This is a genomic window from Microtetraspora sp. NBRC 13810, assembly GCF_030268685.1.
Lineage (GTDB): Bacteria > Actinomycetota > Actinomycetes > Streptosporangiales > Streptosporangiaceae > BSRQ01.
In genome coordinates this window covers 201,277-213,519 of record NZ_BSRQ01000003.1, presented here as the reverse complement: position 1 = coordinate 213,519, position 12,243 = coordinate 201,277, and the positions used below count along the sequence as shown (strand labels likewise).

The window sequence follows — 12,243 nt, the reverse complement described above, 5'->3', positions numbered from 1 at the left end:
GAACAGCCGTCAGTGGACACCCGGCCATCGGGGCGGCTCAGATCTCCCTGACGAAGATGATGGCATCGGCCTGGCCGGTGGTGGCCGGGTCGAGGGGGAGATAGGTGTGGTCGGCCGGGACGCGCGGCGTGAGCTTCCGGTCGAGGGCCGCGGCGAGGCGGCCGGGGTCGATGACGGCGCGGGCGTGCGGGAGGGTCGACAACAGCCCTTCGAGGGTGTCGGGATGGGGGACGTCGGAGCCACGGGTGCCGAAGGTGGTGGCGGCGAAGGCGTACTGGTCGCCGAGGCGGGTGGCGGCGATGGCGCCGGCGCTCCACCACCGGAGCGGCAGGTCGGCGAGTTGGAGGTGACTTTCGTCGCGCTGTAGGTGGCGGTTGCCGGCGAAGGCGAGGGTGGGGCCGCGACGGGCCTCGCGACGGACGATGGCGTCGAGGTTGTCGGCCATCATCGCGTCGCGTAGCCCCATGAGCGCGTCGGCGCGGGTGGGCGCGGTGTCGGCCATGCCGGCGTGGTAGCGCAGGAGCCCGGCGGCGGTGCGGGCGTGCAGGTCGGCGCGCCAGACGGCGTCGGGGGAGGTGACGGACGTCAGGTGCGGGGCGTGCGAGGTGAGCAGCGCGCGCAGGTCGTCGGCGATCAGGCGCAGTTCCCCGGCCTCGGAGGTACGGCCGACGGACTGGGTGGGGTCCATGACGGCGGCCGGGTTGGTCCAGCGTTCGTCGGGACCGAGCAGCTCGTCGAGGGTCTCGCGGCTCCCGGCCAGGTCGAGGTGGGCGGCGAGGTAGTCGTGCAGTGTGGTCAGGGCGGGGCGGGGGCTGGCCGGGCCGGTTATCTCCAAGGGGCCGTCGAAGCCGTAGAAACGGAGCCGCTCCGGTGCGGGACGCCCCTCGTTGTGGGCGCGCATCCAGCGCAGAAGCTCGCGGTTGGCGGGTGAGGCGCCGAAGCCGTGGCTGAAGCCGCAGCGCATCGCGTCGTCGAGGGTCCCGATGCCGTCGGTCACGTACGCGTCGGCGACCATGGCCGCCAGGCAGTCGCTCTCCATCGCGATCGAGCGGTAGCCCGCGTGCTCGACGAGGTGGTGGAAGAGCTCGTTGCGGAGTTCGGGGAAGGCTTCGACGCCGTGGGTCGGCTCGCCGAGGCCGAGCAGGCGGGTGGCGGGCGGCAGAAGCGCGGTGAGGGCGCCGCCGGTGAAGGGGCGGGCGGCGTCCTGGATCGAGGGGATCACGTGCTCAACGGTATCGTTGAACCTTCTGTGTAAGCTTTGGTGGCGTTTCCCGCTGCTGACGTGGACGTACCCTCAAATGGGGGTGCGGCCGATCGATCTGACGCGCGGGCACAGCCTGGCCACGCACGCGGTGCGCAACCACGAGGCAAGCTACGGCCGCAAGCTACGGCCGCAAGCTACGGCCGCAAGCTACGGCCGCAAGCTACGGCCGCAAGCTACGGCCGCAAGCTACGGCCGCAAGCTACGGCCGTACGCCGCCGCCTCATGACCGGTCGGGGACTTCACCGGCATGCGTCGCGAAGTGGGACCGACTCGCCGGTCGCCGGCGCAGAGCGGGTGAGCCGTTACAGGCCCCGGCCCTTGGGCGATCGGCCCGCATCGAACGCCGGATGGCGGCAACTCCCGCGCACGCTCCGGGGAACCCGCAGAACACGCCGTTGCCTTGACCATCGCGGTCGCCGTCGCGGTCGCCGTCGCGGTCGCCGTGGCTGTCGCCGTCGGCCGTCGATCGCATCGGGCTGCTGACGCCACCAACCGCTCGGCTGTGCTCCAGCGTGATTGACAAACTTGATTTTTACGTACAAGCTTTTTTTCATACCTCCTACTCCGGAAGGACGCCCCCCGTGCTCGCTCCCCGATTCGCGACTCTTCTGACGTCCCTGCTCGCCGCGGCGACGGCGGTTACGGCTGTGGCGGCGACCGGCGCGCCGGCCGGTGCCGTGACCGGCGGGGGTGGGCGGGAGAGCTGGTCAGGCGTGTGGTCGACGGCTCTGCAACGGCCCGTGGCGAACGAGCTGACGGGTCCCAACTGGTCCACCGAGGGGTTCGCCGCCGAGTCGGTGCGCCAGGTGGTCCGGGTCAGCGCCGGCGGCACCGGGGTCCGCGTCCGGCTGTCGAACCTGTACGGCGCCGCCCCGCTCCGGCTCACCGGGGCGACCGTCGGGAAGGCGGGCGACGGCGCCGCTGTCCGGCCGGGTACCTTACGGCCGCTGACCTTCGGCCGTTCGGCCTCCGTGACCGTTCCGCCCGGCCGTACCCTCGCCTCCGACGCCGTTCCCCTCACGACCTCGCCTCTGGAGAAGCTGACCGTCACCCTCTACTTCGCGCGGCCCACCGGGCCCGCGACCTTCCACGCGGGCGGCCTCACCACCAGCTACCGCGCCGCCGGGGACCGGCGCTTCGATCATGCGGCGGGCGCGTTCGGCGGGGAGACCAGCCAGTCGTGGTACTACCTCGCCGGGGTGGACGTCACCGGGGGGCCGCGCCGGGCGCCGGGTGTCGTGGTGGCCTTCGGCGACTCCATCACCGACGGCGCCGCCTCCACCCCCGGCGCGGACAACCGCTACCCGGACGAGCTCGCCGAGCGGCGGACGGCCGCCGGGGCGGCGGGCGGCGTGCTCAACGCCGGGCTGAACGGCAACATGCTCCTCACCGACTCCCCGTGCCTCAACGGCGACGCCGGCGTCCACCGCTTCAAGCGAGACGTGCTCGACCAGCCCGGGGTCCGCACCGCCATCGTGCTGATCGGCATCAACGACATCGCCCTGGACGGCTTCGACGTCGGCTGCGGCGCCCCGCCGGAGATCGGCGCCCGCGAGCTCATCGAAGGCCACCGCGGCCTGATCCGGGCGGCGCGCGCCCACGGCGTGAAGATCATCGGTGCCACGCTGCCGCCGAACGAGGGCAACGCGTACTACCACTCGGCAGGCAACGAGAAGGTCCGCGTCGAGTTCAACGACTGGATGCGGCGCAGCGGCGAGTACGACGCGGTGGTGGACCTGGACCGGGTGCTCGCCGACCCGGACCACCCCAAGGCCCTGCTCCCCGCCTACGACGGCGGCGACGCTCTGCACCCCAGCGACGCGGGCATGAAGGCCATCGCCCGCGCCGTACGGCTCAGCCTGCTCTGACCTCTCCGCCGTAGCCCCGGCACCGCCTTCCCGGTGCCGGGGCTACGGCTTTCCCGGTGCCTCACCCGCGCATCCTCGCCGAGATCGTCGCCTTCCCCGGCTGAGCTGGGAGCCTTTTTGCCCAGCCGGGGCGCTGCACCGGCCGTCCCAGGGGCATCCGGAGCGCGCCGGCGGGTTGGGTCGCGGACCGGTACGGCTGGGAAGATGGGGTCGATCGTCCCCTTCCTCCCCTAGGAGCATCGATGAGCCCTGCCGCCGAGATCGCCGAACTGCTCGCGGAGTACGACCGCGCCCGCGCGTTCACCGACAGCCTGTGGCGTGACCTCAGCCCGGAGGAGGTGCGCTGGCGGCCCAGCGAGGAGTCCAGCGCCATCGGCTGGCATCTCGGCCACCAGGCGCACGTGGCACATTTCATGGTCCGCAATCTCACCGCAGCCGAGCCGAGCCCGGATCCCGCGCTGGACGGGCTCATGGACTCCGCCACCCCCGAGAAGGCCCGCGGCGAACTGCCCGATCTGAACCGGCTGGCGGCCTTCCGGAGCACCGTCGCCGAACGCGTGCACGCGCGGCTGGGCGCGATCCGCGAAGGCCGTGTCGGCGCGCCGGCCCAGCTCGGCATGGTCGCCCAGACGCTGCTCGTCGCCCTGATCAACCACGAGTACCAGCACGACCAGTGGATCGGCGAGGTACGCGAGCGCGACCTCGGCCACGACCTCCCGCCCGCGCCCACGTCCGACCGGCTCACCGTCCTGGACGGTTACACGGTGGTCTGCTGGCCGTGACCCCGGCGTCGCCCACGGGGGCGGGTCAGGCGCGGGCGCGGCGGTGGGCGGCCACTCTCTCCCGGGTGGCGCAGCGGCGGGAGCAGAAGCGGCGGGCCGGGCCGCTGCCCTGGGTGAGGTAGACGTTCCGGCAGCCGGGTGAGGCGCAGAGGCCGCCGGGCGGGCGCTGCCGATCCCAGATCAGTACGGCGAGCGCCATGCAGGACGAGGCGAGGAACCACTCGTCCCACGGCGCGTCGTCGTCGCCGTCGAGATGCGGATGCCAGGGGGTCAGCCCCGCGTGCGAGGTGAGGCGGACCGGGCCGGTGCTCTCCAGCAGGAGGCGGTTCAGCGTGGCAGCGGCCACGTCGACGTGCTCGGCGGCGAACACCTCGCGCAGCAGCCGGGCCGCGGCGCGCATCCCCTCGACGTCGCGCGCGGTGAGCTCGACCGGGCCGGTTTCGCCGTACTCGCGCAGCACGGCGGCGATCTCGCCGGCCTCCGGCTGCTCACCGGTCAGGGCGTTGACCAGGGCGACGGTGCGCCGGGCGGTGGCCGACACCGAGTGCCGGGTGGACCAGTCGTCGTTCGGGTGCGACACCAGGGCAATGTAACGCATCTCGCGAAAGTTTGAGTTACCTGCGTAACGTTATCCAGATGGTAAAGCGTTACGGGATGTGGGCGTATCTCGCCGGGGCGACGGCGGCTCGTACCGGAGACGAGATGTCGGGGCCCGCGTTGCTGCTGGCCGGGCTCGCGGTCACCGGGTCGGCCGCGTCGGCGTCGGCGCTGCTGGCGGGCATCATGGTGGCGGCGGCGGTGGGCGGTCCGTTGTTCGGCGCCCTCCTCGACAGGTCGGCGAGCCCCGGTCGCCTGCTGGCCGTGGCGCTCGCGCTCTACGCGGCGGCGCTGGCCGCGATCCTCGTCACTCTCGGCCGCGTCCCGTTCGTCTGCACGGTACTCATCGCGGTGTTCGCCGGCCTGCTGGGACCGGCGCTGTCCGGCGGCTGGACCGCCCAGTTGCCCCGCCTGGTCCCGCCGGAACGCCTGCCCAGGGCGAACGCGCTCGACGCCGCCACCTTCGACGCCGCCGGCCTGGCGGGCCCGGCCCTCGCCGGCGCACTCGCGACCCTGTCCGGAGCACCGACCGCCGTGGCCTTCGCCATCGCCCTCATCTCCCTCGCCGCCCCCGCAGCCTGGCCCCTCCCCACCACCCCCTCACCCCACCCGCCCCCCACCACCCCTCCCGCCCTGCCACCCCCCGCCACGTCCTCGACCCGTCCGCTCCTCGGTAACTCTGCGGGCCTGCCCCGGTCCGCTTCGCCCTCCGGCCGGCCTCCGGCCCTTCCCCGCGCGGCTGACGTTCAGCCCGATTCCTTCTCAGCGCAACCGTTGCCCTTGGCGTCTTCGGCGCGGTCTCAGCCCGGTGTCGCCGGTCATCCGTACGCGCGGGTGACGTCGTCCTGTGGTCGCTCGCGGCTGGGCCGTTCAGCGGTCGCGGCGGTCGCCGGGGATCTCGTCGCGGGGTTCCGCGCGCTGGCGCGTAGCCCGTCGCTGGCGCGGGCGACCGTCGCCTCGGTGATCTCAAGTGCGGGCGCGGGCATGCTGGTCACCTGCGCTCCCCTTCTCGGGGAGACGGTGCTCGGCGGCCCCGGGCAGGGGGCGGTCCTGCTGTCCCTCGTCGCCGCCTCGGCACTGGCGGCCAACGCCGTACTCGCCCGCCGCCCGCACGCGACGCCTACGGGCACCCGCCCTGACATGCGTTCCGGCACACGACCGCGCCCACGTTCGGGCACACGGCGGCACGCACGTTCCGGCACACGGTCGCGCCTACACTCCGACGCGCGGCCCGACGCGCGGCCCGGCGCCAGGCCCGACGCACGGTCCGGCACGGAGCCCGGCACGGAGCCCGGCGCGCGGTCCGGCGCGCGGTCTGGGGTGCGGTCTGGGGGGCGGCCCGATGCCGTCATCTGGTGCAGCACCGTCGTGCTGGCCGTTGCGATGCTGCTTGCGGCGAGTGGGCGGCCGGTTCTGCTCTTGCTTGCCATGGTGGTCGCGGGGGTGGCGGAGGGGCCGCAGCTCACGGCGCTGTTCGCGGTCCGGCATCGGGAGGCCCCGGAACGGCTGCGCGGTCAGATCTTCACCACCGGCGCCAGCCTGAAGATCACCGGCTTCGCGCTCGGCGCCGGGCTCGCCGGACAGGTCGCCACGTGGTCGCTCCCCGGCGCGCTCCTCACCGCCGCCGGACTCGAACTACTCGCCGCGCTGACCTTCGCCGCGATCACCCTGGCCGTGCGCGTACGGCGAAGCCGCGCCGCCCGCACACCGCGCCCTGCCGGCTGAGCGCGGTGCCACCGGAACTGACGCGCGCGTACTGCGTGGCCGGTCCGCCGTGCGCCTACCCGCATGGCCAGCCCGCCGTGCGCGTACTGCGAGGCCGGCCTGCCGTGCGTGTACCGCTTGGTCGGCCCGCCGTGCGCCTATCCCCATGGCCAGCCCGCCGTGCGCGTACTGCGTGGCCGGCCTGCCGTGCGCGTACCGCGCGGCCAGCCCGCCGTGCGTGTACCGCATGGTCGGCCCGTCGTGCGCGTCCTGCATGGCCGCGCTTCCGTAGGGGCACGGCGTCGGTCGCGCTGTCGTGTCGCCGTGGGGTGGGAACGTGATGTAGCGGACGAGGTGTGCGGATCGCCTGCGGGGCGGGCCTGGTGTCGCCGCCCCGCTGACCGCGGGTCACATCCAGGCGACTTCGATCTTGCCGCGTTCCGGCTTGGCGGCGATCCGCAGCGGGCGGTCGGTGGTGTGCTCGGGGCGCGCCGCCTCCGTGGCCGGCTTGTCCGGCACGGGCACCGGCACCGGCATGGTGCGCCGGGACCTGCGCGCCTCCCACAGGGCGCCCAGCGCGACCGCGGAGGCGATCACCGATACAGCGAGGTTGGTTTCGTCGATGTCCACGCCGTCATGCTAGGGACCGCCGGCCGCGTCGCCCGCGGTGATCTCCCGATCCTTTGCCGCGCCCGTACGCGATCGCGTCAGAGCGACGCGAGCAGCTCGGCCGTCTCCTGCGGACGGGAGAACATCGGCCAGTGCCCGGTGGGCAGCGCGAGGAAGGTCCATTCCGGCCCGGCCATCTCGGCGAAGAACGGATGACCGGAGTCGATCATCGCGCGCACCTGGTCCAGCGGGAAGGAGCAGGCGAGCAGCGTCTTGGGCAGCCGGTCGAAGCCGCCGGTCCGCTTGAGCGGCTGGGTGAGCATGCCGGCCGGCTGCGCGGTCGCCCGTGCCTGGACGCGGGCGAGGACGGCCTCGCCGAGCCCTTCCAGGCTGACGCCGCTCTCCGCCTGCTCCGCCCACGGCAGGAAGGGATGCCAGACGCCCTCGCCCTGCTCCTCGATGCGCCGCAGGAGGTGGGCGCGCCACTCCGGCGGGTTGAAGTCCATCCAGGAGGCGCCGTCGGGCTGCGGGCCGCTGTCGACGAACACGACCCTGGCGATCCGCTCGGGGAAGCGGTCGGCCGCGCCGGTCACGGCCCCCATGGCGCCGCTGTGGCCGACGAGGATCACGTCCCGCAGGTCCTCGTCGTGGATCAGCCCGACGAGGTCGGCGATGTGTGTCTCGAGGTCCGTGCCCGCGCCGCCGAGGTGCGCCCGCTCGGCGAGTCCGGTGAGGGTGACCGTGTGGACCTCGTGGCCCGCCGCGCGCAGCGGCTCGGCGACCTCGTCCCATGCCCAGGAGCCGAGCCAGAAACCGGGGACCAGTACGTATGTGCTCATGCCCGTAACCTAGCGACGAATCCGGACAGGACCCGCCCGGATAAAAGCCGTCGAAAAGGTGATCCATGTCACATCCGGTGACCCGGGTGCTCGCTCTGCTCGAACTGCTCCAGGCCCGCCCGGGGCTCACCGGGCCGGAGCTCGCCGCCAGGCTGGAGGTGGACGAGCGCACCGTGCGCCGCTATGCCGTACGGCTGGCCGAGCTGGGGGTGCCAGTAGAGGCCGAGCGCGGGCGTTACGGCGGTTACCGGTTGCTGCCCGGGTACCGGCTGCCGCCGTTGATGTTCGGCGACGACGAGGCGGCGGCGGTGGTGCTGGGCCTGATGGCGGGGCGGCGTACCGGCCTGGCGGTGGGCGAGGCGGCGACGGAGAGCGCGCTGGCCAAGCTTCAGCGGGTGCTCCCCGTGGCGCTGCGCGAGCGGGTCCTGGCGCTGGCGGAGACGGTGGAGGTGACCTCGGGCGGGACCGGCGGCAGGGCGGCGCCACGGGCCGGCATGCTGCTGCCGCTCGCGGAGGCGGCCCGTCGCCGGCGCCGGGTGCGGCTCGGCTACCGGTCCTTCGGCGGCGCGGCCGGCGAGCGCGACCTGGACCCCTACGGGCTGGTCCTCCACTCCGGCCGGTGGTACGTCACCGGGCACGACCACCGGCGGGGCGAGGTGCGGACGTTCCGGGTGGACCGGGTGGTGTCCGTCGAGGTGGGCGAGGAGGAGTTCGCCGTGCCGGGGGAGTTCGACCCGGTGGCCCAGGTGCTCGCGGGACTGTCGGCGGTGCCGTACGCGCATCGGGTGGAGGTGGTGCTGCACACGGAGGCGGAGCGGGCGCGGCGGCGGATCCCGCCGTCGGTGGGGGAGCTGACCGAGACCGAGGGCGGGGTGCTGCTCCGGATGCGGGCGGACCGGCTGGACGGCATGGCGCAGCTCCTCGCCGGCCTGGGCTGGCCGTTCACCGTGCTGGAGCCCGCGGAGCTGCGCGCGGAGGTGCGGGCGCTGGCGGCGCGCCTGCTGGAGTCGGCGGAGCGCGGCGGCGGCGCGCCTCCGCACGCCGCCGGGGTGCCTCCGCACGCCGCCGGGGTGCCGGAGGTCAGCGGGGAGGGAGACGGGGGACGGTGAGACGGGGGCGGTCGGCCGGGTTGGGCGTGTGCGGCGGGTACATCGCCAGGCGTTCGAGGGTGATCTCGATGGCCTTGTCCAGCTGGGTGTCGATGCCCGCGGCGTAGTCCTGGGGCGTGATGTCGACGTCGACGTCGGGATCGGTGCCGTAGTTCTCCACCCGCCAGCCGACGTCGTCGAAGGCGAAGGAGAACTCCGGCTGGGTCGTCACGGTGCCGTCGGCGAGGCGGTGCCGCGGCCAGATGCCGATCACGCCGCCCCAGGTGCGCTTGCCGACCAGCGGGCCGAGGCCGAGCAGTTTGAAGGTGTGGCTGAAGATGTCGCCGTCCGAGCCCGCCCACTCGTTGGTCAGGGCGACGAGCACGCCGCGCGGCGACTCCGGCGGATAGGGGGTGGGCACGCCCCAGCGGGGGAAGTCGTAGCCGATGCGCCGCCGGGCGAGCTTCTCCAGCAGCAGCGCGGAGACGTTGCCGCCGCCGTTGAACCGGACGTCCACGATCAGCGCCTCCCGGTCGTGCTCGGTGAGGTAGCCCCGGTGGAACTCCGCGTAGCCTTCGACGCCCATGTTCGGGATGTGCAGGTAGCCGACCCGCCCGCCGGTGCGTTCGTGGGTGCGCGCCCGGTTGGCGTTGACCCAGTCGCGGTAGCGGGCCGGCCGCTCGTCGGACAGCGCCTTCACGGTCACCGTCCTGGTGTCCTCGTCCCGCCGCACGGTGAGCTGAACCTCCTGGTCGGCCTGGTTGACGAGGCGCTCGCCCGGGGTCGCCTGGGGGCCGATGGGCTGGCCGTTGACGGCGAGGACGGCGTCCCCGGCGCGCAGGCCGGCGCCGAGGCGGTTGAGCGGGGAGGTCGCGTCCGGGTCCCACGGGTCGCCGTCGGAGATGGCGGCGATGCGGTAGACGCCGTCCTCGTAGGCCCAGTCGACACCGAGCTTGCCCTGCCAGTAGTGCGGGCGGGGACGGTATTCGCCGCCCATCTCGTAGGCGTGCGAGGTGCCCAGCTCGCCCAGCAGCTCCCACAGCAGGTCGGAGAACTCGCCGCGGGTGGTGATGGTGTCCACCAGCGGCAGGTAGCGCCGGTAGACGCCCTCCCAGTCCACCCCGGCCATGTCCTCGGTCCAGAAGTGCTCGCGCTGCAACCGCCAGGCCTCGCGGAACATCTGCCGCCACTCGGCCTCCGGGCGGACCGAGACCTTGACCCGGGTGAGGTCGATCCAGCCGTCGGAGCGGGTGGTGTTGTCCCGGTCGCTCGGCTCCTCACCCGCCTTGACCAGGCGGAGCCGGCGGCCGGAGCGGTAGAGGAGGGTGGTGCCGTCACGGCCGAGCCGGAAGTGGGCGACGCCGGAGGCGAGGTTCTCCGCGGCCTGCTTGTCGAAGTCGTAGAGGTGCAGGATGCCGGAGTCGTCGTCGGAGTCGTCGTCGTCCTCGTCCGCGGCGACCGGGAAGGAGGTGAACAGCACCTTGCCCTTGATGCCGGCGATCTGCGAATAGCGGCGCTCGGGCACCGGGAAGGCGATGACCCGGCGGTCCAGCCCTTCGGTCTCGATGACGAGGGTGTCGTTCTCCTCCCCCTCGTCGTCCTTGTCCTCTTTCTTGGCGAGAGGCCGGGCCTCCGGGATGAACGGCGAGCCGACATCCGGCCGCAGTGCGATCGCGTACGGCCGGCCGCCCAGCGGGAAACCCAGGTCGAACTGGAGCGAGTCGTGCACCGGTGTGAAGTCCCGCTGGCCGATGAAGTAGAGGTAGCGGCCCTCGGGGTCGAAGGACGGGCTGCTGTCGTTCAGGACCGGGCGGGTGGCGGCGAACGTCTGGCCGTTCTCCGTGTCGTGCAGCTTGATGGCGGTGCTGTGCGCGTTCTCCGGGCAGGCGTAGGCGAGCCAGCGGCCGTCCGGCGACCAGGCGGGATCCTCGACGCGGCCGAACCTGCTCGTCTCGACGACGGTGGCCCGGGGATCGCTAGTGAGGTCGACGACGAGCAACTCGTTGCGATGGTTGGCGAGGGCGAAACGGTCGTGCTTCGGCGAGGGTTCCAGCGCGATGGCCCGGCCGGTGTCGAGCGCGTCCAGCCGGACCGGGGCGGCGCTGCCGTCCGCGGTGAGGACGACCAGCACCTCACGGTCGCCTTCGTCGCTGGCCGCCGCGATGAGCCGCTCGCCGTCGTTGAACCAGGTCAGCAGCCGGTAGCGGACGCCGTCCGGCTCGCCGTGCTGGCGGACCGGCCCCTCCCAGGCGGCGAAGGAGTACGCCTTGCCGCGAGTGGTGATCGCGAGGCCGCTGCCGTCCGGGTTCACGGTGGCGCTGTCGAGGTAGCGCGAGGCGGGCACGAAGCGGCGGTTGCGCTGGGTGCGCGAGCTGCGCAGCCGCACCTCCAGCTTCCGCGGCTCGCCCTGCGCCGGGTCGAGGACGTAGAGCTCGCCGCCCGCGTGGTAGGTGAGGCGGGCGCCGTCGCCGGAGAGGTTGCGGGCGTAATAGTCGGCGTGGTCGGTGTGCCTGCGCAGGTCGCCGCCGTCCGCCGTGCAGGAGTAGACGTTGCCGATGCCCTCGTGGTCGGACAGGAAGTAGACCCGGTCCCCGGCCCAGCACGGCGAGGCGAGGTTGCCGGGCAGCGCGATCAGCCGCCGGAACTCGCCCCCGCCGCTCGGGTCGATCCACAGGTCCCCGACGGTGCCGCCGCGGTAGCGCTTCCAGCGGGCCGGGTCGGCGGTGTTGCGGCCGAGCACGATCTCCCCGCCGGGTCCGTGGGTGACAGTGTTGGCCGGCCCGTACGGCATGCGCTCGGGCGGGCCGCCCTGGCCGGGCGCGACCCGGTGCAGCCACCGGTAGCCGTTGAACGGCTGGCCGGCGTCGCTGGCGTAGACGATGTCGTCGCCGTGCCAGGTGGTGACGGTCGAACGGGCGCCGTGGAAGGTCACCCGGGTGGCGGCGCCGCCGTCGGCGGGCATCACGTAGACCTCTTCCGGGCCCTCTTCACGGCCGGCGAAGGCGATGTGGTCGCCGCGCGGGGAGAAACGGGGATATCCGGCCTCGGCGACGCCCGCGGTCAGCCGGAAGGCCCACCCTCCGGAGGCGGGCACCATCCATAGATCATCTTCCGCCGCGAAAACCACCACGTCATGAAATATCGTCGGAAAGCGGAAGTAGGCCGACATCGTGTCCCTCCCCGTTGGCGTGATCGCGCCTCCATTGTTCACCTCCGTCTCCCCAGCGTCACGCCCGAGCCGAACGCCGATCCCCCGGACACGCCCCCCGAACGCAGGCGAACGGCCCACCGACCTCCCGCACAGAGCCATGCCCAGGCTCCCACCCCTCCGGTCCCGCACCGGCCACCCGGCTCCACACTGCCGGCATCCACGCCACCCCGCCGCGATCCGATCCGTGCCGGGCGAACGCCGCCGGGGCAGACCCGCGGCTGATCCTTGAGGGCGCCGCCAAGGTGTGCGGGGGCAACGGGGAGTGATCTTTCGACTCCAAG

9 protein-coding genes are annotated in these 12,243 nt (G+C 73.3%); 4 read left to right on the top strand and 5 right to left on the bottom strand.

What is annotated here, in order from left to right; all coding sequences use genetic code 11:
* Positions 1 to 37 precede the first annotated feature (37 nt).
* Positions 38 to 1,222, bottom strand: a complete 1,185-nt coding sequence (locus tag QSK26_RS08135; protein ID WP_285774379.1) for an erythromycin esterase family protein — start codon at positions 1,220 to 1,222, stop codon at positions 38 to 40.
* 623 nt (positions 1,223 to 1,845) lie between these two features.
* On the opposite strand from QSK26_RS08135, the gene QSK26_RS08130 reads away from it, so the two are divergent.
* Both QSK26_RS08130 and QSK26_RS08125 read left to right on the top strand, forming a co-directional pair.
* Entirely contained in the window at positions 1,846 to 3,132 is a 1,287-nt protein-coding gene (locus tag QSK26_RS08130) for an SGNH/GDSL hydrolase family protein (RefSeq protein ID WP_285774378.1), read from the top strand.
* A gap of 242 nt (positions 3,133 to 3,374) precedes the next feature.
* Positions 3,375 to 3,914, top strand: a complete 540-nt coding sequence (locus QSK26_RS08125; RefSeq protein ID WP_285774377.1) for a DinB family protein — start codon at positions 3,375 to 3,377, stop codon at positions 3,912 to 3,914.
* A 25-nt stretch (positions 3,915 to 3,939) separates the two neighbouring features.
* Here the strand turns inward: QSK26_RS08125 and QSK26_RS08120 are convergent, their stop codons facing one another.
* On the bottom strand, positions 3,940 to 4,512 hold the full coding sequence (locus tag QSK26_RS08120; protein WP_285774376.1) for a CGNR zinc finger domain-containing protein: 573 nt from the start codon (positions 4,510 to 4,512) through the stop codon (positions 3,940 to 3,942).
* A gap of 38 nt (positions 4,513 to 4,550) precedes the next feature.
* On the opposite strand from QSK26_RS08120, the gene QSK26_RS08115 reads away from it, so the two are divergent.
* Positions 4,551 to 6,236, top strand: coding sequence for an MFS transporter (locus QSK26_RS08115; RefSeq protein ID WP_285774375.1), 1,686 nt, complete (start codon positions 4,551 to 4,553; stop codon positions 6,234 to 6,236).
* A 387-nt stretch (positions 6,237 to 6,623) separates the two neighbouring features.
* Here the strand turns inward: QSK26_RS08115 and QSK26_RS08110 are convergent, their stop codons facing one another.
* Together QSK26_RS08110 and QSK26_RS08105 are read right to left on the bottom strand one after the other, a co-directional pair.
* On the bottom strand, positions 6,624 to 6,845 hold the full coding sequence (locus QSK26_RS08110) for a hypothetical protein (RefSeq protein ID WP_285774374.1): 222 nt from the start codon (positions 6,843 to 6,845) through the stop codon (positions 6,624 to 6,626).
* A gap of 77 nt (positions 6,846 to 6,922) precedes the next feature.
* Positions 6,923 to 7,663 carry an alpha/beta fold hydrolase gene (locus QSK26_RS08105; protein WP_285774373.1) on the bottom strand — a complete coding sequence of 247 codons (741 nt, stop codon included), beginning with the start codon at positions 7,661 to 7,663 and terminating at the stop codon, positions 6,923 to 6,925.
* Positions 7,664 to 7,728: 65 nt separating this feature from the next.
* Here QSK26_RS08105 and QSK26_RS08100 point away from each other — a divergent pair, with 65 nt between their 5' ends.
* Positions 7,729 to 8,772, top strand: coding sequence for a helix-turn-helix transcriptional regulator (locus tag QSK26_RS08100; protein WP_285774372.1), 1,044 nt, complete (start codon positions 7,729 to 7,731; stop codon positions 8,770 to 8,772).
* Here the strand turns inward: QSK26_RS08100 and QSK26_RS08095 are convergent.
* A complete protein-coding gene (locus tag QSK26_RS08095) occupies positions 8,744 to 11,920 on the bottom strand; it encodes a S41 family peptidase (RefSeq protein ID WP_502888684.1) in 3,177 nt (1,058 codons plus the stop codon). The two genes, QSK26_RS08100 and QSK26_RS08095, sit on opposite strands and share 29 nt — an antisense overlap.
* Positions 11,921 to 12,243: the final 323 nt, after the last annotated feature.